Genomic DNA, 20520 nt, shown 5'->3' with positions numbered 1-20520 from the left:
GAAAATCAGGCCGGCGGGATGCGCACGCTGAAGCGGGCGCCGCCCAGTTCCTCGGAATGGTCGACGTGCAGTTCGCCCTGGTACGCCTTGACGATGTCCTGCACGATGGACAAACCGATGCCGTGGCCCTGCACCCGCTCGTCGCCACGGACACCGCGCTGCAGGATCAGGTCGATCTTGTCGTCGGGGATCCCCGGGCCGTCGTCTTCCACGATCAACTCCAGGCCGGCCCGACCGCGCACCTTCGCCACCGAGCGCGCGGTAAGCAACACACGATGCGAGGCCCATTTGAAGGCGTTCTCGACCAGGTTGCCCATCAGTTCGAGCAGGTCGCCCTGCTCGCCCGGGAAGGTCACGCCTTCCTCGATCTCGAATTCGCACAGCACGTTCTTGGCGGCGTAGACCTTCTCCAGGCTTTGCACCAGGTCTTCCGCATGCCCGGCGATCGGCTCGACCGAGGCGATGGTGCGACGGCCCGAGGTGGCCGCCCGCGACAACTGGTAGGCGACCAGTTCGTCCATCTTGCGCACCTGTTCGAGGATATCCCCGCGCAGGCTGCGGGCGTCGGCATCGTTTTCCAGCTGCGAGCGCACCACGGCCAGCGGCGTCTTCAGGCTATGCGCCAGGTCGGCCAGGGTGTCGCGGTAACGCGTGCGCTGCTCGCGCTCGCTGTCGATGAAGGCATTGAGGCGCTTGGTCAGCACCGTCAGCTCCATCGGGTAGGGGCCGTCCAGGTGGTCGCGCGCGCCGCGCTCGATGTGGGCGAGATCACTGGACACGCGACGCAGCGGCAACAGGCTCCAGCGCAGCAGGAACAGCTGCAGCAGCATCAGCATCATGCCCAGCATGGCCAGCCAGAGGAATTGCGTGCGGCGGTACGTCGCCACCTGCCGCTCGAACTGGTCTTCCGTCTGCGCCACCGCGAAGGTCAGCGGCACGCTGCGCTTGTCGGTGCTATCCAGCGACACGCCGTAACTGAAGACGTACAGCTTGCCGCTGCGGGTTTCCACCGGCTCGAAGGCCGTCTCGCCCGGCGCCAGCATACGCACGAAATCGAAATCGCGGCCCAGCGCCGACGATGATTCCCAGCGAAAGCCCTCGTTGCCGACGATGATGGCGTACAGACCCGAGCCCGGTCGCGAGAAGTCGGGGCTGGGCTGGCTGTCCGGGGTGGTGACCTTGCCGGCGCGGGTGATATCCGTACCGGTGATATACGCGATGGCGTAGTTGTGCAGCCGGTCGTGCATGGCCGATAGCTCGGAGGCGTAGTTGGCCTTGTTCTGCGCCAGGCCGGTGAGGCCAAGGAACGCGGCCAGCGCGAAGCCGGTGGCCAGCGCGGCGCGCGCGGCCAGCGACAACGGCCGTCGTTTGATCGGTGAAGCGTTATCCATGCTTCCGGCTACCTCGGGACGGCTCGGTGTTGAGGCGGCGCCGTCCACGGTCTCGATCAGTCTTCGTCGGCTTCGTTCCGCGGAATGGCGAAACGGTAGCCGCGACCGCGGACGGTCTCGATCGGCTTGAGCGCGCTTTCCGGGTCCAGCTTGCGGCGCAGGCGGCCGATGAAGACCTCCAGCACGTTGGAATCGCGGTCGAAGTCCTGCTGGTAGATGTGCTCGGTGAGATCGGCCTTGGAGACCAGTTCACCCGCGTGCAGCATCAGGTATTCCAGCACCTTGTACTCGTAGCTGGTCAGGTCGACCTGACGGCCTTCGACGGTAACCGTCTGTGCCGTGGTGTCGAGCTTGATCGGCCCGCAGGCCAGCACCGGCTTGGACCAGCCGCTGGCGCGGCGGACCAGCGCATTGATGCGGGCCAGCAGCTCCTCGACATGGAACGGCTTGACCAGGTAGTCGTCGGCGCCGTGCTTGAGGCCTTCGACCTTGTCCTGCCAGCTGCCGCGCGCCGTGAGGATCAGGATCGGGTAGCGCTGGCCGTGCTCGCGCAGCGCCTTGACCAAGTCCATGCCCGAAAGCTTGGGCAGCCCCAGGTCGATGATGGCCAGATCGAAGGGCACCTCGCGGCCGAGGTAGAGCCCCTCTTCGCCGTCCTGGGCCGCGTCGACGGCGAAGCCATCGCGTTTCAGGCGCGCGGCGAGGGTCTCGCGAAGCGGTGCCTCGTCCTCAACGAGCAGGATGCGCATCAATGTTTCTCCTTGTTGTCCCCGGCACTGAGGTCCAGGGGCTTGGCGGTTTCGGTTCGGACGGGGACGACGCGGACGTGACCGTCCAGCGTCAGCACCTTGACCCGGTATTCGGTGATCCGGCCGCGCTCCACGAGCCGCGTATCCGCCGACAGCACTTTCCCCCCGGTTTCCTTCTGCACCTTGCTAACGGCCTGTTCGAGCGTCAGCGACTGTTCCGCCTGGGCAGCCACGGGCAGCGCGACGCAGAACGCGGCGAAAATTAGCGGAAGAAACGTGATTTTCATGTCTGGCGCGGCACGACGGCGGACGGCAAGTGGCACGATCATGCCCATGGCCTACCCGCCTGAAGCTGAACGAAACCTAGGCGGCCTGCCGCAAAGGTGCCATGGCGGCTTCGATCAGTCGCCAGTCGGCGCCGGGAAGGTGCGCGCCCTCGCTCAACTGGCGGCGGAAACCGCGCGCGCCGGGCTCGCCCTGGAACAGCCCCAGGATGTGCCGGGTGATGTGCTTGAGCTGGGTGCCCCTGGCCAGTTCGGCCTCTATATAGATGCGCATGCGTTCCAGCACCTCGGCCCGCTCGGGCAGCGGCGTGCCGTAGAGGTCGGCCTCCAGGCGGGCCAGCACGAAGGGATCATGGTAGGCCGCCCGCCCCAGCATCACGCCATCCACCCGGGCCAGGTGCTCGCGCACCGCCTCCACCGTGGTGATACCGCCGTTGATCACGACGGTGAGCTGGGGGAACTCACGCTTCAAACGGTAGACCCGCTCGTAGTCCAGCGGCGGGATCTCCCGGTTCTCCTTGGGGCTGAGGCCTTCCAGCCACGCCTTGCGCGCATGGACCACCAGGATGCCCACGCCGGCCTCGACCATGGTGGTGGTGAAGCGCTGCAGGTCCTCGTAGGCATCCTGGTCGTCCACGCCGATGCGGCATTTGACCGTGACCGGCACATCCACCACGTCGGCCATGGCCCGGACGCACTCGCCGACCAGGGCCGGCTCGCGCATCAGGCAGGCGCCGAACTTGCCGGACTGCACCCGATCCGACGGGCAACCCACGTTGAGGTTGATCTCGCCGTAACCCGCCGCCGCGCCCATGACCGCGGCCTTGGCCAGCTCCACCGGGTCGCTGCCGCCCAGTTGCAGGGCCACGGGGTGTTCCTCGTGGCTGTGCTCGAGCAGGCGCAGCTGGTTGCCACGCACCAGCGCCGCGCTGGTGACCATCTCGGTGTAGAGGCGCGCATGCGGAGACAGCAGCCGGTGGAAGTAACGGCAGTGGCGGTCCGTCCAGTCCATCATGGGGGCGACGGTGAGGCGAAAGGCGGTGGGTTCGATGACGGGCATGCCGCCATTTTAGCCGTACCGGATGAGTTGCGAATTGCGGCACCTATCCCAAACGACCGAACGACATTCTTATGAGTTAAACCGACTTGAAAATATACTATTCAAGTCGCTATGATGACTTATATTAATCGTTTCAAGTCACTATAGCGACTTGAAATCATCAGAAACCATTCCGTCCAATTCCTATCTGCTTCCGTCGCAGGCGCCAGGAGCACTCCATGCCTCTCTCAAATCGCCAGAACATGCGGCGTCTCGCACGCTCGAAGCTCGACAAGACCGGGAGCTGGCTACGGGAAAACCTCACCGTGCTGCGGGCCGCACCGCATGGCGGATGGGTAGCCAGTATCCGCGACGCACTGGGTATGTCCCAAGCCGATCTGGCCCAACGCATGGGCCAGAGCCAGAGTGCCCTAGCCAAGCTGGAAATGAGCGAACGGGCCGGAACCGCACAGTTGGACAGCTTGAGGCGTGCAGCTCACGCTATGGATTGCGAACTGATTGTCCTGATGGTGCCCCGGCAGCCCCTGCAAAATAGTGTGGATCGACGCCGCCTGGAGGTTTACAGCGAGCTTTACGACAAAGCCGCAGTCCACATGAAGCTTGAGGATCAATCGATGTCTCCCGAGCTGATGCAGGTCATGCTGAGGGATGCCGAGGAATCGATTCCGGACAATGTGCTGTGGCGGAAGTCGGGTCTTGGTTGATCCACACGCAGCCCTCTTCGACATCGAAGACGGTCAGACTCCACTCGACCCCGACGAAGCCGTCGGCCTCAGGCTTGGCTGGATTGCAACAAGGTCGGATCTCAACGACGCCGAAGGCGCAAACATCCTTTCAGGGATGCACTGGGGCAGCACGCAGATCAGAGGAAAGAACCCGGCGGATGTGGCAAACGAGGGTTTCCTGCGTGCACTGCACGCCCGTATGTTCAGCGACGTCTGGCGATGGGCGGGAACGTTTCGCCAGACCGAGCGCAACATCGGAGTCGCCCCCTAGCAGATTGCGATACAGCTTCGGCAGTTGTTCGACAACGTTGCGGTCTGGCAGGAATACGGGGCCTACTCCCTGGATATGCAAGCGGTCGCCCTGCACCACAGACTGACCGTCATCCATCCTTTCCCGAATGGGAATGGTCGTTGCTTACGTGTGATGGCCGACCTCTTCATGCAGCGTCATGGTGCCGAGCCTTTCAGCTGGGGGCCGTCACCACATGGTGCGGCCGTGAGGCAGCAGTACCTGACTGCCATCGCCAGGCAGACGCCGGAGAAATGCAACCGCTATTGGCGTTCGTGCGCAGCTGACGGCAGCTTCATTTCTGCGTCCAGCCATGCCTTGCCTACGGCCCAGGCACACCCTCGCCAGACTAGAAAGACTCGAAGAAATTACTCTCTGTGGTGGCTGCGCGTTCGTCATGGCGAGCAACAAAGCGAACGGTAAGCGCAAGAGCCGTATGCACCCACAAGAGCAACGTAGTGGCCACGCCGAACAGAAAGATGGAAGCTGGCATCTGATACATGCGTGAAAGTGTTCACCGTCACAAAAGCGGCTGAGGCCCGCTACGCCACGACGCAGCGTTACAGAAAACCAGCTCTACATCTATTTGCCAGCTTCATCCGACATCGTCTTCACGATGAACGACCGCATATCGCTAAGCAGATGCTGTCGGTACTCCGGCTCGAGATACATCATGTGCCCCGTCGGGTAGTACTTCATGTCAACACGGTCCGTCGGGATGCCGGCGTGCCCGATGTTGTACTGCGCCGAAGAAACCGGCGACGAGAAATCGTAGTAACCCGACGCGACGAACAGGTGCATGCCGGGATTGCGGGTCATCGCCGCTCCGATCTTCGGCGCCGGATTGACGAAAGCGCCATTGTCGAGATCGTAGGTCCAATCGCCGGGAAGCACACCGACATAGGGCCTCGTCGCCTTCACCTGGAGTTCCGTCCCGAGATACCCGCGCATCGCATTCAGGTATGGCAGCCCGGCCGCCGATAATGACGGATCAAAGGTTTCCTGCGGATCGAAGACCGAGGCGCTTCCGGTCGTGTAGCGCGCATCGAAGCGCGCGATCCTGACGCCCTGATCGCGCAACAGGAGGCGGCGAAACGTATCCGGAGCGATCCGGAGGTTCGACCGAACCCACTCATCCTCGGGGATTCCCGTCAGCTTCGCCAGACGAGCCGCGACACGATCGCGTTCGGCGGCATCGAGGTGGCTGCCCTGGGAGAGAGCGGCGGTGTAGTCGCGCGATGCGAAGGCTTCGCTTTCCGCCACGGCATCGGCCACCGAACCGGCATGCTGCCCACCGAAGCGGTGGTAAAACCAGGCGGCGGCCGAGTAACTTGGCAGGAACAGTTCGTAGCCGCGATCGTAGCCCGGCGGCATCATCACCGTGCCCCAATCGAGCCCCTGCGAGATCAGGATTGCACCGTTGAAGGTCATGAACGCATCGTCATCGACGATCATCGCCGTGCGGATCGTTCCGTAGGATTCACCGCCGACGAACCGGGGCGATTGCCAACGCTTGTTTTCGGTCAGCCATGTGCGGATGAACTTGGCGACCGACGAGCCGTCGGTGCTGATCTTGTAGAAGTCGTCGTTCTTCTTCGCGCCGACGGCATGACTGTAGCCTGTGCCGACCGGGTCGATGAATACGAGATCGCTGATGTCGAGCAGGGCATCGGGATTGTCGACCAACGCCGCGCCCGGACTCGACAGGTCGCCTCGACCGGCCGGACCGTCGAGCGCGATGATCCTCGGACCGAGCGCGCCCATCTGGATCCAGAACGACGCGGAGCCGGGGCCCCCGTTGAAAAGGAACGTTACCGGACGCCTACCCGGATCTTTCACCTTCGCCGTATAGGCAACGGAAAAGATTTTCGCTTCCGGCTTGCCGTCGTCATCGAAAATAGGCGTAAGACCAGCCGTCGCGACGTATCGAACGTCGACGCCGCCGAACCGGCCTTCATGTTGCGTGACGACTTGGGCGGGATCGGCGCTCTCTTCGGCGGTCGCGGCGACCGCTGGAGACGACGGCACTTCCGCATGCAGCGAGGCGACGGCAACGCTCAGCCACAGGGACGCCAGGATGGCGCGGCACGGTACTCGCATGGGTGTCCTCTCGACGTTTAACCTCGACACCCGGGGGAACCGTGCATCGCATGGCGCCCGGTGGGGGCAGGCCTTCCATGGCGCACTGTCGCATATTCCAGGAAGTGCTTTCGAGTGACGTCTGGCCTAGGTGAGATCCAGGCGCGCCGCCCTATCCCATCCTTCAACCAGGCGTGCCGCTCAGGTGCAGCACACCCCACCCATGGCCGTCCAGATCGACAAAGCTGTGGGAGTACATGAAGCCGAGGTCTTCCGGCTCGTCGTAGGTGGTGGCGCCGGCGGCAAGCGCTTTGGCAACCAGTTGGTCCACTTCCTCGCGGCTGTCACAACCGATGGAGATCAGCACCTCCACGGCCTCGCTCGTATCGCAGACAGCCTTGGGCGTGAAGTCCCTGAAGCGCGCGTGGGTCGTCAGCATGATGTAGATCGTGTCGCTGACGATGAAACAGGCCCCGTCGTCATTGGAGAACTGGGGGTTGTACGAGAAGCCCAACGCCGTGAAGAAGGCCACGGATTTCGGCAGGTCGGCGACCGGCAGGTTGATGAAGACTTGCTTGCTCATGCATCTCTCCGTGGCATATTGGCTGGGACGGGGCGAGGTACCGCGCCGCCACTGTAACCGAGCGTGAGCAACCCGGCATTGGCAGAAAGTCATACGCAACTGGCATGCCACGTGCTTGATCGGCTAGTTTCGGTAAACACATGGCCGCTCCTGGCCGGGCACTGCGGAATCGAACGATATGACGAGAGCAATCTTGCTGGCCGTAGGGCTGGCGGCAGGGCTATGGGTAGCGGGAGCCATAGCGAAGAAGCGCGAGTCGACAACGTTAGCGGGACAAGAAGACGAAAAGACTTAAACCTTTGCCAATGAAAAAGCATCGAAGCCAGCGCGTCCGAATCCATCGGAGTCCAGCCGTCGCCGTCTACACGACGGCGATGCTTCTGCCGCGCCGACCAAAGGGGTTTCATGCCACGCTCCAAGCAATCGTTGTTCCTTGAGACCAGGCCGTGGCTCGTTGCAGCATGTCTTGCCGTTCTACCTTCGCTCACGCTGGCCCAGACGCCCGACGCACCGGTCCAGGTGATGATCGTCGGCGTCTCCCACATGGACAATCCCGGCCACGACCTGCACAACATGAAGCACGACGACGTGCTGCAGCCCGGCAGGCAGGCCGAGATCGTGGCACTGACGCAGGACCTTGCCCGATTCAAACCGACCCAGGTCGCCATCGAGCAGGACAAGGCGCCGGCCAACGACAAGTATGCGGCTTATCTTGCCGACACCCTGCCCCCTTCACGCAACGAACGGGTGCAGCTTGGTTTTCGCCTGGCCAAGCTGGCGGGCCTCACGACCATTCAAGGCATCGATGCCGACGGCGACTTTCCCTATCCGCCCGTCAAGGCGTATGCCGAGTCGCGTGGCTTAGGTCCGCTGCTTGCGAAGCAGAACGCGGATATCGATCGGCAGATCACCGCGGAATCGAAGTTGCTCGCCGAAAAGGGGATCGCCGCGGAGCTTCGCTACCTCAACGACCCCGCCCGACTGAAAAACGACAATGCGTTTTACCGGACGATGTTGCGCATCGGTGCGGACGACACCCAGCCCGGTGCGGATCTGCTCACGGGCTGGTACCGTCGCAACTTCCTGATCTGCGCGAAGCTGCTTCAGGTCGCCCAACCGGGGGACCGGATCGTGGTGTTCTACGGCGCGGGACACGCCTTCCTGCTGAGGCAATGCGTCGAGGAAACACCTGGATTCCGGCTCGTCGAACCGAACGATTACTTGAAACCTTCATGAACCCGAACCTGAAGCAGAAGATACGTCGCTGGGCAGTCCATCTCATCTGGCTGGCCGTTACCGGCATGGCCTTCGGCTGCGGCGTAAAGCTAGGCTTCCGCGCCTATGTGGCGACGCTGGGTGTCTTGACCTTGGACAACCAACGAGGCCGTGACATGGTCAGCCTGACCACGGCGCTGCGTCTGGTTGAAAAGGACCAACTGGATGCCTATCGGCAAAGCGCAGACTGGCGTATCCGAGAGAGCATCTTTATGTTGGGTCTGAGTACGCGATACAGCGCGTGCAACGAGACGGAGCAACAAGCACTTACCGATGCACGAGGCTATCTCGCCACGCACCCCTATCCCAAGACCGCGACGACGGACGATCCGTTCGCGGTGGAATATAAGTCGGGGCTGGCCTGGTGCAACGGCGAGACCGCGCAAAGACCGTCGCTATTCTTCTAGCCTCTCATGGGACGGCTCCCCGTACGGTTCGGGCGACCTACGCGCAGGCACTAAAAAGTCGGATATACGCTCCGTCCAGAAGAGAAGCGCCCTTATTTGTTGCTATCAATCCGGGCGCAACGAGCACCCAAGGTAGTAAGCAGCACTCAACTCTTTCGCCCGCACCCGGGCGATCTCGCGGATGTCCTCGCCGTGTTGCGTGAACTTGTCCGGGTGGTACTGCGCAATCAGTGACTGGTACGCCGTGTCGATCTCGTGGCGACTCGCGTCCGGCGCCACGCCCAGCACGTCGTACCAAGGGCGTCGCGTATCCAGTTGCAGGGGCGCCTTGCGGTCCGGTGCGGCGGCCGCCTCACCCTTGGGTGTCGCCATCATCGCCGAGACGAACTTGTAGCCGATGGCCAGGCAGATGCCGATGACCACGATGTCCATCCAGTTCATGCCAGTGCACCCTCGATCCGTTGGTAATAGGCCTGTAGCCGCGCGTGCGCTTCGCTACCTACCTCCTCGATGTCCAGCTGGCGCTGCACCCTTGCGCGAATGACGTCACGAAGGCGGGCGCGCTCGTCGGCGTCCAGCACGACCTGTGCGACCGCCACGAGGTCGAAGCGTTCGGCCGCGCGCAGGCCCTGCTTGCGGACAAGGTTGAGGGCATACGGCGCGCAAAGCAGCGCATCCGATGCCATGCCTGCAAACGCCTTGCCGCCCGTGCCCGTCAGCCGGCGCACGCGCCCTACCCGCCACACCGCGATGCCGATGGCGAGATAAAGCGCGACCATCCAGGCCAGCAGGCCCCACACGTTGCCCGCCATGACGGCGGGCATCACGGCGAACAGCAACGCCACCACGCCGACCGCCCCTGCGGACGAGGCCACACCGATGCGCCACGCACGCAAGCCCCGCAACGGCACCGCCAGCCCGTCGGGCGCAGGGGAGGCGTCGGTCGCGACAGGCGCATGGGACACAACGGGTGCAGGCAACCGCGGCGACCAGCGCAGGCGCAGCAGCGTGCGCGTAGGCGCCAGCAGCGGCGGTACGAATACATGCCGGCCTGCCAGCTGGAAATCCGTGCCGACGGAGAACGTCCAACGTCCCCGCCTGCCTTGGTAGAGAACCACTTCATTGTGGTAGAGCAGCAACGTCGCGTCGTAGACATACATGCCCACGACGCCGAGCAGCAGCCACCCGGTGTTCGGCAGCATGGGCGTTACGGGCGCTTGCGCGTAAACAGCCGCTTGATCGCGCCGCCCGCGGCGGCGAGGCCGACCAGGATGAATTTCCACGCGGCGGCCAGGAAGGTGCCGATCACGGCGAACAGGCCCTTCTTTGCGGCCACGGCCGCCACGCCGCCCGTGATGAGTGCGGCCAGGCCGTACTCGGCCACGCGATCGCCGGGATGGAAATCCGTGTACGACTGCCCGGGCGTGAAGGCGAACCCGCCCAGCGTACCCTTGAAGTCGTCGACCGCCTTCGCCAGCACCTTCGGATCGGACACCAGCACCACGTTCATGACGCCGCTGCGACCGAGGATGCGCGCGTTGTAGTTCACCACGTCGTCGTGCGTGCGGTCCGTCCGCGCCAGGAAGGCCCAGGTCAGGGACTTGAACTGCGTGTCGTAAAGCGGCTTGTTCTGCCAGCCGACCAGGGTCAGGGTTTCCCAGCCGCGCGAACGCCGCTCCTTGTTGCTTTCCTCGGTCCCCTGTTTTGCCGAGGCGAGAATATCGTCGGGATCGAGCTTCTCGTCGTCCTTGACGTAACCCACGTCGTCGTAATCGAAGAACGCCGTCCACGCCATGTCGGTCGGCGCCAGCGTGTACGTGTCGGACGCGTCGGGCGGGTTTTCCATCAGTTCGTTGAGGCGCTTGGTGCCCGCCGGGTCGAGGAAGGCGTAGCCATCCGGGACGTCCAGCGTCGCCTGCGTGCCGAGCTGCACCTTGGTCGGGCCGTACTTCCACGGCAGGTCGGACACGCCTGCGGCGTGGGCGAGCGTGGTGAAGACGAAAAGCGCCAGCGCGGCGGCCCAGTTCCTTGCAAATACGGTCATGTGTGTTTCCCTGGACGATGCCCTGACGACCCGTGGAGACCCCCGCCACGTAGCGGCGCAGTTTGGGGCGAGGGAAAACCGCCGTCAAGACAAGCGGTTCCGGGACGCTTGCCGGGAAGGCAGGCACGTGGGCCTCGCAGCGACTAGAATGCGCCCCCTCGCCGTCACCTGCTCCCCGACCATGCATATCGTCGTCAACGAAGAACTCAAGGCCTATATCGACCCGTTGTCCGCGGACGAGTACGAGGCGCTGGAGCGCAGCCTGCTCGCCGAGGGCTGCCGCGACGCGCTGGTGCTCTGGGGCGACACCCTGGTCGATGGCCACAACCGCTACGGCATCTGCCGGAAGCACGATATCCCGTTCAACACCGTGCAGCACGACCGTTTCCAGTCCATCGACGACGTGCACCTGTGGATGATCGAGCAGCACCTGGGCCGACGCAGCGTCTCGGATTTCCAGCGCGGCGTGCTGGCCCTGCGCAAGCGGGAGATCCTGGCCGAGCGCCGGGCACGCGCCGCCGCCAACGGCGGCGAGGACAGCCCGGACGTACCGTTCGACACCGAGGGCGCGCAGCCCGCGATGGCGAAGCCGGCCCGGGTCAACCCGAACGACAGCCGCAAGGAAATCGCCCGCGAGGCGCGGATCAGCAGCAACCAGGTCGGCATGATCGAAAAGATCCGCAAGGAGGCTGCTCCCGAGGTGGTCGCCGCGGTGAAGGCGGGCTCGCTGTCGATCAGCGCCGCGGCGGCGGTGGCCACCCTGCCCGAGGACGAGCAGCGCGCGGCGGCCACCGGCGGCGATGCCGAACTCAAGCAGGCCGCCAAGCGGGTGCGCGAGTCCAAGCGCAAGCCGCGCGAGAAACCGAGTGACGACGTCCTGGCGCTGCGCGAGCAGGTGGCCGACCTGGAAGCGGAGAACCGCAACCTGCGCCGCGAGATCGATACGCTGCGCGCCCGGCTGGGCGAGCGTCCCGTGGACCCCGACGAGGAGCCGGCGGAGTAAGGTGGGCGCAAGGGCTGGGGAACTAGCATCGGCCCGTGGCGATCAAAGCCCGGTACACCGGACGCCGCCCCAGACGTTCGCAGGCACCACCCCCGGAGTGTGTCCCCGCATGAAACCGTTCCTCGCCCTCGTCGCCCTCTCCCTCGCCGCCACGGCCACCATGGCGCAGGACACCCCCCGGCCGCTCAACCTGCGGTTGCCGGCGGATTACACCCCCGCACCGGCCAGCACGGCACCCGCACCGGCGAAAAGCACCGACGCCGGGGTCGCCGCCGACCCGAAAGCGCCCGCGGTCGCGCCCAAGAACGGCGGCGGCAGCGTCGCCGTTACCTCGTCACGCCCGCTCGATCCGCCCGGTACCTACTACGGCGATACCTCGGGACGCATGACCGGGGTGGAGGGCGACGATGGCAGCCCCCGCTGCGACGATGCGTCCTACAACACGCCGCAGGTGCATGGCAGCGTCAGCACCGGCGTGGTCAGCGCCAGCCATGGCGGCAGCGGCAGTTACCAGGCCGGCGCGGTCAGCCTCAGCCAGGCCTTCGGCAGCTGCGAGCACCCGAGTGGCGGCGTGAGCATTTCGGTGGGCGCCGGGCAGGGACACTTCGGCGGCGGGCGCATCCGCTGATCGCCTAGGCGTCTGCGGCGGCCTGCGCGTAACGCCGTTGCACCTCGACGAACCGCTGCGTGGAACGGGCCAGCGCGTCCAGTTCGTCGATCACGCGTTGGCCATCGGCACGGGAATCGATCATCAGCGCGATGTCGCCGCAGACATGATCGGTGCCCGGCACGCCCAGGTTGGCCAGCACGTTGCGCAGGGCGTGGATGGCTTCCGACGCCGCGGCCACGTCGTGCGAACGGATCGCGGCCTTCAGTGCCGTGCAGTGGTCGTCCGCCGTACGTGCGCACAGGTCCACGAACGCCTTGAACTCGTCGAGGCTGGTCAGCGCGCGCATTTCGTCCAGCGGCGTCGCCACGGCACGGCCGGGCGGCAGTCCCATGGCCGGTTGCCAATGACGCGCGGCATCGTCGAGCAAGCGCTCCTCGGCGATCGATTCGATGACGTCGAGCAGACGCTGCGCGGCGATCGGCTTGGTCAGGTAGGCACGCGCGCCCGCCTTGAAGGCGATGCGCACGGCATCGTGGCTGGAATCGGCGCTGAGCATGACGATGGGAGGCATGGCCTGGGTGCGCCGGGCCACCTCGATCCGGCCCAGCACGTCCCAGCCTGAACTGCCGGGCATGTGCAGGTCCATGAAGATCAGGTCGAAGGTCTCGTCCGAGAGGCGCTCCAGGGCTTCGTCGCCGCTGGCGCAGAAGGTCGACGCATGGCCTGCCCGGTCGAGGATGCGCCCGACGATCTCGCGGTTGGCGGCGTTGTCGTCCACCACCAGGCAACGCTGGGAGGCCACGCGGCCGCGGTGCTCGTCCAGCATGTCCACCAGCGGCGTCTCGGCGGCGCTGCGTGCCCCGGCATCCGCGCGGTGCAGCGGGAAGCGCCAGCCGAAGATGGTGCCGCCCAGCGGGTTGTCGCTCACTTCCAGCGAGCCGCCCATCTGCTCCGACACGTTGCGCACGATGTACAGGCCCAGGCCCACACCCTCCTGGCGGCGACTTTCACCGCCACTGAGCTGGTGGAAGGGATCGAAGACGCGCTGCTTGTCCGCATCGGCGATGCCGATACCGGTGTCGGTGACGGTGCAGGCCACGGTGGGGTCCTGCCCTGCCACGCCGTCGCGCAGTTCGATGCGTACGTCCACGCACCCTCCCGGCGGCGTGAACTTCACGGCGTTGGACGCCAGGTTGGACAGCACCTGCTCGATGCGCCCGGGGTCGCCGATGAACACGCCCTCCACCGAGGCGTCGCGCGCCACACTGAAGGCAACGCGCTTTTCCGCCGCGTAGGGCCGGCACACCGCACCCACCGTGGCGAGCACCTCGTCGAAGCCGAACGCCTGGTGACGCAGGTTGAAGCTGCCGCCGGCAAAGGAGGCGACATCCAGTACCGCGTTGACCCGATGCAGCAGGGCATTGGCGTTGGTCGCCAGCAACGCGACCAGTCGACGCTGGTCGTCGCTCATGACGGCGGTGTCGATCAGCGACGCGGAGTGGATCACGGTGCTGAGCGGCGTACGCATCTCGTGGCTCATCATCGAGATGAAGCGGTGCTGCGCCTCGCGCGAGGCGATCGCCTCGGCCGATACTTCCCGCAGCGCGTACATGATCCGGTAGAGCATCATCGGCAGCACGATCACCAGCGCCACGGCATACAGGGCATAGGCCGGACGCGCCAGCCAGTAACCCTCCGGGGCGACGACCGCGAGGATAGCCACCGACGCGACGACACTGGCCAGGAACGCCCAGCGGCTGTAGCGCACACCGACTGCGACGGACAGGAACGGCAGCACGACAGTTACCGTGATCGCCAGCATGAAGGCGGCTTTCAGCAGCACGGCGACGATGGCGAAGTTGGCGGCGTTGCCCACGGCATCCACCACGGGCGTCTCGCATGGGGCGCCCGCACGGACGAACAGCATCCAGAACGTGCTGAGCACGAACAGCGCCACGGCCACAGGCACCACGTTGTGCGATTCGCTGGCCATGGGCAGGGGCCCATGCAGCCAGGCCGCGCTCCACACCACGATGAAGCCGAGGATGACCGAGCGCATCAACGAGACGTGGTACTCGCTGAAACTGGCCACGATGCGGTCGATGCGTGGATTGCGCAGGCGCTTGGCGACTTCGCTGAGCATCACGGGCTCGACGCGCCTACCGCTACCGCCGTCGATCTTCATGCCAGCTGAACCTGCGACTTCCCCATTGGCGGCCTAGTCTAGGGTCTTGGACGCCGCTGGCAAGTGCGGGTTGCGAATTCACCTTCGTGAACACGAATAGGTCGGCACTTACGTATTCCGCTTCGTCGCTGTCTTCCGGGCCGCCCGTTTCCTCGGCGCCCGGGTCGACCACTCCGCCCACACCGGGGCATGGTCGCTGGCCTTGGGCAGGTCCCTTACCCATCGGTCCACGCCCGATCCCATGAGGCGAGCCGCCAGATCCGGGGACAGGAGAAGATGGTCGATGCGCAGGCCGCGATCACGCGGCCAGTGCTGGCGGAAGTAATCCCAGAAGGTATAGATCGTCTCGTCCGGATGCGTGTGGCGTACCGCGTCCGTCCAGCCCTGCTCGAGCAGGCGATGGAAGGCCTCGCGGCTTTCGGGCTGCATCAGGGCGTCGCGTCGCCAGTGCGTGGGATCGTAGATGTCGGCATCCGTGGGCACGACGTTATAGTCACCCGCGAGAACAACCGGATGGCCCGTGGCAAGCAGGCCGTCGGCATGACGGATGAATCGCTCGAACCAGGCCAGCTTGTAGTCGAACTTGGGACCCGGCTGCGGATTGCCATTGGGCAGATAAAGACAGCCCACCAGCACGCCGTGCACGGCAGCCTCAAGGTAGCGGCTTTGCACGTCGCGCGTGTCGCCCGGCAGGCCCCGTCGGCTTTCCACCGGGTCAGCACCACGGGCGAGGATGGCCACGCCGTTCCAGGCGGTCTGGCCCGCCCACAGGGCACCATAGCCCGCTTCGTTGATCGCATCCACGGGAAAGGTCTTGTCCGTGGCCTTCAGTTCCTGCAGGCACACGATGTCCGGGCTTTCCTTGCCAAGCCACTCAAGCAGGTGCGGCAGGCGCGAGCGGATACCGTTGACGTTGAAGGTCGCGATCTTCATGCGTGAGAAATGTGGGGAACCGAGGGTGGAAGCCGGGTGACGAAAAACTTTTTTCGTCCGTCTTCACATCACGGTTTTGCGCCGCCCTCGCAAGTTATATCGATGGCATAAAACTACCCAAATACCCATAGTTACATCGTTTTCTGCTGCGACGCGTCAAATGGTTTGGCCGGCTGGACGGCCATCACGGCATGTTGCGCGGCATCTGGACAAGACCCCATGGGCTCATGTACATCTGCGTCCAGAGCCCATTTGGATCGTGATAAATGGGCATGTCGCGACGGAGTGCGGGGAGGGGCCTACAGCTCCGGATGCAGCGACCGGTCGGGGGACCTGCCATCGTCGCGAGCCCCCGTGTCGCCGTCGGAAATCACAGGCATCATTTCGGGGAAAGCATGAAGAACCACTTTTTCTTACGCAGGAGCGCGCTCGCCCTGGCGGTGTGCACCTGCCTGGGCGGCGTCTCCGGCGCCTACGCGCAGTCCACCACCGGCAGCATCAACGGCAGCGTGCCCGCAGGCGCCAACGAGACCGTGGTGGTCGAGAGCGGCACCGGCTTCCGCCGGGAAGTGCCCGTGGATGCGCGCGGCCGCTACGCGGTCAACCAGATCCCGCTCGGCACCTACACCGTCACGCTGATGCGTGACGGCAAGGCGGTGGACTCGCGCAAGGACGTGACCCTTCGCGTGGGCGCCAGCAGCGACGTGTCGTTCAACGCGCCGGCCACCGCGACGGCCACGGCCTCGGATGCGACCAGCCTTGGCGGTGTCACCGTGACCGGCACAGCCCTGCCCAGCATCGACGTCACCACCGTCGACTCCCGCACCGTGGTGACTGCCGAGCAGCTGGCCAAGCTGCCGCTGGGCCGCAATGCCGAGGCCATCGCGCGACTCGCCCCCGGCGTGGTCAATAACGGCGCCAACTTCCAGAGCGACACCGGTCGTTCGGTGGCCAGCTTCGGCGGCGCCGCGTCCAACGAAAACGCGTACTACGTCAACGGCTTCAACACCACCGACCCGCTCAACGCGCTGGGTGGCCTGCAGCTGCCGTACGGCGCCGTGGACCAGCAGGAGGTGTACACCGGCGGTTACAGCGCGCAGTACGGACGTTCCGACGGCGGCGTGATCAACCAGGTGGGCAAGCGCGGCACCAACGAGTGGCACTACGGCGCGCAGGTGCTGTGGGAACCCAACTGGGCGCGCGCTTCCGGCCCGGACCTGCATTACGCGCGCACGCCGGCCTCGGCACCTGCGGGCGACCTTTACCAGCCCAAGAGCCAGAACGACAAATGGGTGACGACGGTCAGTGCTTATGCGGGTGGCCCGTTGATCAAGGACAAGCTGTTCTTCTTCGTGGCCGGTGAGTTCGAGAAACAGGGCTACCGCAACGTCAACTCCGTGGGCACCAGCACGCCGGCCTCGACCAACAACTACAGCAACCCGCGCTGGTACACCAAGCTGGACTGGAACATCAACGAGAGCAACATCCTCGAACTGACCAGCGCCGGCGACAAGCGCGAGGGCTCGGGCACCCGCTATGCCTATAACTACGCGGACCGCTCGCGCACCGGCTCCATCGGCCCCGTGAACGACACCAAGACCGGCGGCGATTTCTGGGTCGCCAAGTACACCGGCTACCTGACGGACAACCTGACCGTCAGCGCCACGTACGGCAAGATGACCTCGAAGAACTACGAGCAGCCGGGCGACTACGATCCGAACCTGGCGCGCGTGGACAACGCCGCCGCACAGAACCCGGCACTCAACGGCGGCAACCTGATCCAGAACAACCAGGTGGGTGACATCAGTTCGCCCGACCGCGGCAACAAGACGAACAACCTGCGTTTCGACGTCACGTATGTGGCGGGCGACCACACCCTCTCGGTGGGTATCGACAACGTCAAGTCCCAGGTGCTGGATTTCGGGACGGTCAGCCCGGGTCCCGGTTATTCCTGGACCTACGACCAGACCACCGACCCCTTGGCGCCCATCGACAACCATGCGGGGCGCAATTTTGTGCCCGCGCCCGGCCTGTTCCCGAACGGACAGGACGGTTACTACGTGCACCGCGACATCAATATCAACCTGTCCAACGTGCGCTCGGACCAGAGGGCCCAGTACATCGAGGACAAGTGGAAGATCACCGATCGCTGGCTGCTGTCCTTGGGCGTGCGCAACGACCAGTTCACCGACTACAACCCGTCAGGCCAGGCGTTCATCACGCAGACCCGTCCGCAGTGGGCACCACGCATCGGCGCGTCATGGGACGTGAATGGCGACGGCAGCTTCAAGGTCTACGCCAACGCCGGCCGCTACTACCTCGGCCTGCCGCTCAATCCCGCTACCGGCGCCGCCGCCGGTTACACGGCCACGCAGCAGTACTACACCTACGCCGGGATCAATCCGGTGGACGGCACGCCCACGGGCCTCACTCCCTTCAGCGGCGTGGTCTCGGGCAACAACTCCTACGGCATCCCGCCGGACCCACGCACGGTGGCCGGCAAGGGCCTGAAGGCCGAGAACCAGGACGAGTACATCCTCGGCTTCGACAAGACGCTGGGTGAAAACTGGACCTACGGCTCCAAGCTGACCTGGCGCAAGCTCAACACGGTGATCGACGACTTCTGCGACATCGACCTGGTCACCGCCAAGGCCAACGCGCTGGGCTACACCGTCGGCTCGACCAACAGCTGCTACCTGGTCAACGGCGGCCACGGCAACACCTTCACCTTGCTGGATGGTGGCGGCAACGCGTTCGAAGTGCCGCTCAGCCGCAAGGAAATGGGCATGCCGTCCACCAAGCGCCGTTATTACAGCGTGGAGCTGTACGCGGAACATCAGTTCGACGGTGTCTGGTACGGCAAGTTCGACTATGTGTTCTCGCGCTCGTACGGCAACACCGAAGGCCAGGCACGCACCGATTCGCGCCAGTCCGGTGCCGCCGGCAGCATGGACTGGGACAACCGGTACGTCATGGAGTACGCCAACGGCGACCTGGGCAACGACCATCCGCACGTGTTCAAGGCCTACGGCTACTGGCAGTTCGCGCCGGAATGGCAGCTGTCCGGCAACCTGCAGGCCGCCAGCGGCGCGCCTGAAGTGTGCCTGGGCTACTTCGGCGGTGACGACCCGGATCCGGCCCACTACGGCAGCGCCTACCACTACTGCGACGGGCAGCCGTCGCCGCCGGGCAAGCAGGGCCGCCTGCCGTGGACCTTCCAGGTGGACATGGGCGTGACCTATCGCCCCGAGTGGGCCGCCAAGCGCCTGGCATTCTCGGCCAACGTGTTCAACGTTCTGAACCAGCAACGCCCGACGTACCGCTATCCGACCAAGTACTCCGCGCCGGGCACGCTCAACACGATCTACCGCGTGCCGATCTACACGCAGGACCCGCGCTACGCCCGTCTTGCGGTGAGCTACGACTTCTAGACCCTGATCCCTGTGTGACGCTTGCGCCCCTTTCCCCGGACACCGGCTACTCCCCAGCCCGTGTCCGGGGAACCGGGCGCTCTTTTTTTTGGCGCGTCGCCGCTACGGGTGCGCCACTGGCGCCGTCAGCGCAACTCGCCCGAGGCCGCCACCACCATCTCGATATAGCCCAGGATCTCCGGGATCGAGAGATCGAACACCCCGGCATCGCCGTTGTCGTAGGCCTGGCGCCAGACGGCATAGCCGTCGCGCCAGCTCTCGTCCGCGTCGGCGGTGCCGTCCGGCTCGAGCAGGCTGGCCACCAGCGTGGTGCGGGACACCGCGGCATGGTTCATCGCCGGCTGCACGCCGCCCTCGATGCGGTGGTTGCGCAGCTTCACGCCGAGGATGGAGATGTGGAACACCTCGCCGTCCTCGGGCTCCTGATCGATCCGGCGGATGGCCACGCGGGAGGTTTCCTCGCCCGGTCGGGCACGGTAGGTCCAGGCCTGGCCGGCGGCATAGGCGGGTTTGGTCACGGTGGTTCCTGGGGTCGCCTGATGTTCCGGCATCTTAGCGGATGCCGTATCCTTGCAGGTTCGGGTGCGCGCCCACAGGTGGGGTAAGGCGCCTCGCGCCAGGCAACGCGGCCCCGGTGGCCGCTTCCCCAGCCAGGACACCCTTCTTCCGTCTTTACCGAGGTTCAGCACACCATGGTGGCACTGGCGACCGAGCACGTCATCGACGTGCATCACTGGAACGACACCCTTTTCAGTTTCCGCACCACGCGCGATCCGGGCTTCCGCTTCGAGAGCGGGCATTTCGTGATGATCGGCCTGGAAGTGGACGGGCGCCCGCTCATGCGCGCCTATTCCATCGCCAGCGCGCATTACGAGGAGCACCTGGAGTTCTTCAGCATCAAGGTGCAGGACGGCCCGCTCACCTCCCGGCTGCAGCACCTGAAGCCGGGCGATCCGGTGATCGTCAGCCGCAAGCCCACCGGCACGCTGGTGCTCAACGACCTCAAGCCGGGCAAGCGCCTCTACCTGCTGGGCACCGGCACGGGGCTGGCCCCGTTCATGTCGATCATCCGCGACCCGGAAACCTACGACCGCTTCGACACCATCGTCCTGGCCCACGGCGTGCGTCACGTGAACGACCTGGCCTACTCCGACTACATCGAGAACGAGCTGCCGAAGCACGAATACCTGGGCGACCTGGTGCGCGAGAAGCTGATCTATTACCCCACGGTCACCCGTGAGGACTTCCGCAACCGCGGACGCATCACCGATGCCATCGCCGACGGCGAGCTGGCCCGGGCCACCGGCCTGCCCCAGCTCAACCCGGCCGAGGACCGCGTCATGCTCTGCGGCAGTCCGTCCATGCTGGACGATATCTGCGTGCTGCTGGACGGCGAAGGCTTCCAGGCCTCGCCGCGCACCCGCGAGCCGGGCGACTACGTCATCGAGCGCGCCTTCGTCGAGAAGTAGGCC

General features: G+C 65.1%; 21 protein-coding genes. 9 read left to right on the top strand and 12 right to left on the bottom strand.

Features of this window, described 5'->3' with window-relative positions:
- Positions 1-5 precede the first annotated feature (5 nt).
- From FA89_RS07865 to dusA, 4 genes are read right to left on the bottom strand one after another with little or no spacing between them, the layout of a single operon-like run.
- Positions 6-1391 (bottom strand): ATP-binding protein, encoded by a 1386-nt coding sequence (locus tag FA89_RS07865; protein ID WP_036139832.1) that lies wholly within the window; start codon positions 1389-1391, stop codon positions 6-8.
- Between the two features lie 56 nt (positions 1392-1447).
- Positions 1448-2140, bottom strand: a complete 693-nt coding sequence (locus FA89_RS07860) for a response regulator transcription factor (RefSeq protein ID WP_036115892.1) — start codon at positions 2138-2140, stop codon at positions 1448-1450.
- On the bottom strand, positions 2140-2475 hold the full coding sequence (locus FA89_RS07855; protein ID WP_051938619.1) for a PepSY domain-containing protein: 336 nt from the start codon (positions 2473-2475) through the stop codon (positions 2140-2142). The genes FA89_RS07860 and FA89_RS07855 overlap by 1 nt, the downstream gene beginning before the upstream one ends.
- Before the next feature lie 28 nt (positions 2476-2503).
- A complete protein-coding gene (gene dusA / locus FA89_RS07850; RefSeq protein ID WP_036139830.1) occupies positions 2504-3484 on the bottom strand; it encodes a tRNA dihydrouridine(20/20a) synthase DusA in 981 nt (326 codons plus the stop codon).
- A gap of 218 nt (positions 3485-3702) precedes the next feature.
- Between dusA and FA89_RS07845 the strand changes: the two genes are divergently transcribed.
- The 3 genes from FA89_RS07845 to FA89_RS20935 all read left to right on the top strand — a co-directional run bounded on the left by FA89_RS07845 (position 3703) and on the right by FA89_RS20935 (position 4921).
- Positions 3703-4188 carry a helix-turn-helix domain-containing protein gene (locus FA89_RS07845; RefSeq protein ID WP_051938618.1) on the top strand — a complete coding sequence of 162 codons (486 nt, stop codon included), beginning with the start codon at positions 3703-3705 and terminating at the stop codon, positions 4186-4188.
- Complete coding sequence (locus tag FA89_RS19160; RefSeq protein ID WP_051938617.1) at positions 4181-4480, top strand: hypothetical protein; 300 nt, start codon at positions 4181-4183, stop codon at positions 4478-4480. Before FA89_RS07845 ends, FA89_RS19160 begins: the two co-directional genes overlap by 8 nt.
- Before the next feature lie 75 nt (positions 4481-4555).
- Entirely contained in the window at positions 4556-4921 is a 366-nt protein-coding gene (locus FA89_RS20935) for a Fic family protein (protein WP_081916393.1), read from the top strand.
- A 159-nt stretch (positions 4922-5080) separates the two neighbouring features.
- On the opposite strand, the gene FA89_RS07835 is transcribed toward FA89_RS20935, so the two are convergent.
- Complete coding sequence (locus tag FA89_RS07835) at positions 5081-6598, bottom strand: S10 family peptidase (protein ID WP_036139828.1); 1518 nt, start codon at positions 6596-6598, stop codon at positions 5081-5083.
- A 163-nt stretch (positions 6599-6761) separates the two neighbouring features.
- The gene (locus tag FA89_RS07830) at positions 6762-7160 is read right to left on the bottom strand and encodes a VOC family protein (RefSeq protein ID WP_036139827.1); all 399 of its coding nucleotides are present in this window, start codon (positions 7158-7160) and stop codon (positions 6762-6764) included.
- A gap of 522 nt (positions 7161-7682) precedes the next feature.
- Here FA89_RS07830 and FA89_RS07825 point away from each other — a divergent pair.
- Together FA89_RS07825 and FA89_RS07820 are read left to right on the top strand one after the other, a co-directional pair.
- Positions 7683-8396, top strand: a complete 714-nt coding sequence (locus tag FA89_RS07825; protein WP_036139824.1) for a DUF5694 domain-containing protein — start codon at positions 7683-7685, stop codon at positions 8394-8396.
- Positions 8393-8842 carry a hypothetical protein gene (locus FA89_RS07820; RefSeq protein WP_036139822.1) on the top strand — a complete coding sequence of 150 codons (450 nt, stop codon included), beginning with the start codon at positions 8393-8395 and terminating at the stop codon, positions 8840-8842. The genes FA89_RS07825 and FA89_RS07820 overlap by 4 nt, the downstream gene beginning before the upstream one ends.
- A 105-nt stretch (positions 8843-8947) precedes the next feature.
- On the opposite strand, the gene FA89_RS19155 is transcribed toward FA89_RS07820, so the two are convergent.
- From FA89_RS19155 to FA89_RS07805, 3 genes are read right to left on the bottom strand one after another with little or no spacing between them, the layout of a single operon-like run.
- Positions 8948-9283, bottom strand: coding sequence for a J domain-containing protein (locus FA89_RS19155; RefSeq protein WP_051938616.1), 336 nt, complete (start codon positions 9281-9283; stop codon positions 8948-8950).
- A complete protein-coding gene (locus tag FA89_RS07810) occupies positions 9280-10044 on the bottom strand; it encodes a hypothetical protein (RefSeq protein WP_036139819.1) in 765 nt (254 codons plus the stop codon). Before FA89_RS07810 ends, FA89_RS19155 begins: the two co-directional genes overlap by 4 nt.
- A gap of 5 nt (positions 10045-10049) precedes the next feature.
- On the bottom strand, positions 10050-10886 hold the full coding sequence (locus tag FA89_RS07805; RefSeq protein ID WP_036139817.1) for a DUF2167 domain-containing protein: 837 nt from the start codon (positions 10884-10886) through the stop codon (positions 10050-10052).
- Positions 10887-11067: 181 nt separating this feature from the next.
- Between FA89_RS07805 and FA89_RS07800 the strand changes: the two genes are divergently transcribed.
- Complete coding sequence (locus FA89_RS07800; protein ID WP_036143895.1) at positions 11068-11889, top strand: plasmid replication/partition related protein; 822 nt, start codon at positions 11068-11070, stop codon at positions 11887-11889.
- 109 nt (positions 11890-11998) lie between these two features.
- Positions 11999-12517 (top strand): hypothetical protein, encoded by a 519-nt coding sequence (locus tag FA89_RS07795; RefSeq protein WP_036139813.1) that lies wholly within the window; start codon positions 11999-12001, stop codon positions 12515-12517.
- Positions 12518-12521: 4 nt separating this feature from the next.
- On the opposite strand, the gene FA89_RS07790 is transcribed toward FA89_RS07795, so the two are convergent.
- Entirely contained in the window at positions 12522-14684 is a 2163-nt protein-coding gene (locus FA89_RS07790) for an ATP-binding response regulator (RefSeq protein ID WP_051938615.1), read from the bottom strand.
- A 108-nt stretch (positions 14685-14792) separates the two neighbouring features.
- Positions 14793-15617, bottom strand: coding sequence for an exodeoxyribonuclease III (locus FA89_RS07785; protein ID WP_036139810.1), 825 nt, complete (start codon positions 15615-15617; stop codon positions 14793-14795).
- Between the two features lie 395 nt (positions 15618-16012).
- Between FA89_RS07785 and FA89_RS07780 the strand changes: the two genes are divergently transcribed.
- Positions 16013-19048: a TonB-dependent receptor gene (locus FA89_RS07780; RefSeq protein WP_036139809.1), complete on the top strand. Its 3036-nt coding sequence runs from the start codon at positions 16013-16015 to the stop codon at positions 19046-19048.
- Positions 19049-19173: 125 nt separating this feature from the next.
- On the opposite strand, the gene FA89_RS07775 is transcribed toward FA89_RS07780, so the two are convergent.
- The gene (locus tag FA89_RS07775; protein WP_051938614.1) at positions 19174-19566 is read right to left on the bottom strand and encodes a hypothetical protein; all 393 of its coding nucleotides are present in this window, start codon (positions 19564-19566) and stop codon (positions 19174-19176) included.
- A gap of 174 nt (positions 19567-19740) precedes the next feature.
- On the opposite strand from FA89_RS07775, the gene FA89_RS07770 reads away from it, so the two are divergent.
- Positions 19741-20517 carry a ferredoxin--NADP reductase gene (locus FA89_RS07770; protein ID WP_036139807.1) on the top strand — a complete coding sequence of 259 codons (777 nt, stop codon included), beginning with the start codon at positions 19741-19743 and terminating at the stop codon, positions 20515-20517.
- Positions 20518-20520: the final 3 nt, after the last annotated feature.

It is taken from the genome of Luteibacter sp. 9135 (genome assembly GCF_000745005.1).
In the GTDB taxonomy this organism is placed as follows: domain Bacteria; phylum Pseudomonadota; class Gammaproteobacteria; order Xanthomonadales; family Rhodanobacteraceae; genus Luteibacter.
The sequence above is the reverse complement of the archived record's forward strand: the minus strand, read 5'-3'. Positions and strand labels throughout refer to the sequence as shown.

Excerpts from the sequence above, each read along its gene's own strand:
- FA89_RS07810 (WP_036139819.1), bottom strand. The coding sequence starts at position 10,044 with ATGCTGCCGAACACCGGGTGGCTGCTGCTCGGCGTCGTGGGCATGTAT.
- FA89_RS07785 (WP_036139810.1), bottom strand. The coding sequence starts at position 15,617 with ATGAAGATCGCGACCTTCAACGTCAACGGTATCCGCTCGCGCCTGCCG.
- FA89_RS07860 (WP_036115892.1), bottom strand. The coding sequence starts at position 2,140 with ATGCGCATCCTGCTCGTTGAGGACGAGGCACCGCTTCGCGAGACCCTC.
- FA89_RS19155 (WP_051938616.1), bottom strand. The coding sequence starts at position 9,283 with ATGAACTGGATGGACATCGTGGTCATCGGCATCTGCCTGGCCATCGGC.
- FA89_RS07795 (WP_036139813.1), top strand. The coding sequence starts at position 11,999 with ATGAAACCGTTCCTCGCCCTCGTCGCCCTCTCCCTCGCCGCCACGGCC.
- FA89_RS07830 (WP_036139827.1), bottom strand. The coding sequence starts at position 7,160 with ATGAGCAAGCAAGTCTTCATCAACCTGCCGGTCGCCGACCTGCCGAAA.
- FA89_RS20935 (WP_081916393.1), top strand. The coding sequence starts at position 4,556 with ATGCAAGCGGTCGCCCTGCACCACAGACTGACCGTCATCCATCCTTTC.
- FA89_RS07845 (WP_051938618.1), top strand. The coding sequence starts at position 3,703 with ATGCCTCTCTCAAATCGCCAGAACATGCGGCGTCTCGCACGCTCGAAG.
- FA89_RS07770 (WP_036139807.1), top strand. The coding sequence starts at position 19,741 with ATGGTGGCACTGGCGACCGAGCACGTCATCGACGTGCATCACTGGAAC.
- FA89_RS07865 (WP_036139832.1), bottom strand. The coding sequence starts at position 1,391 with ATGGATAACGCTTCACCGATCAAACGACGGCCGTTGTCGCTGGCCGCG.
- FA89_RS07820 (WP_036139822.1), top strand. The coding sequence starts at position 8,393 with ATGAACCCGAACCTGAAGCAGAAGATACGTCGCTGGGCAGTCCATCTC.
- FA89_RS07835 (WP_036139828.1), bottom strand. The coding sequence starts at position 6,598 with ATGCGAGTACCGTGCCGCGCCATCCTGGCGTCCCTGTGGCTGAGCGTT.
- FA89_RS07855 (WP_051938619.1), bottom strand. The coding sequence starts at position 2,475 with ATGGGCATGATCGTGCCACTTGCCGTCCGCCGTCGTGCCGCGCCAGAC.
- FA89_RS07825 (WP_036139824.1), top strand. The coding sequence starts at position 7,683 with ATGATCGTCGGCGTCTCCCACATGGACAATCCCGGCCACGACCTGCAC.
- FA89_RS07800 (WP_036143895.1), top strand. The coding sequence starts at position 11,068 with ATGCATATCGTCGTCAACGAAGAACTCAAGGCCTATATCGACCCGTTG.
- FA89_RS07780 (WP_036139809.1), top strand. The coding sequence starts at position 16,013 with ATGAAGAACCACTTTTTCTTACGCAGGAGCGCGCTCGCCCTGGCGGTG.
- FA89_RS07790 (WP_051938615.1), bottom strand. The coding sequence starts at position 14,684 with ATGAAGATCGACGGCGGTAGCGGTAGGCGCGTCGAGCCCGTGATGCTC.
- FA89_RS07805 (WP_036139817.1), bottom strand. The coding sequence starts at position 10,886 with ATGACCGTATTTGCAAGGAACTGGGCCGCCGCGCTGGCGCTTTTCGTC.
- dusA (WP_036139830.1), bottom strand. The coding sequence starts at position 3,484 with ATGCCCGTCATCGAACCCACCGCCTTTCGCCTCACCGTCGCCCCCATG.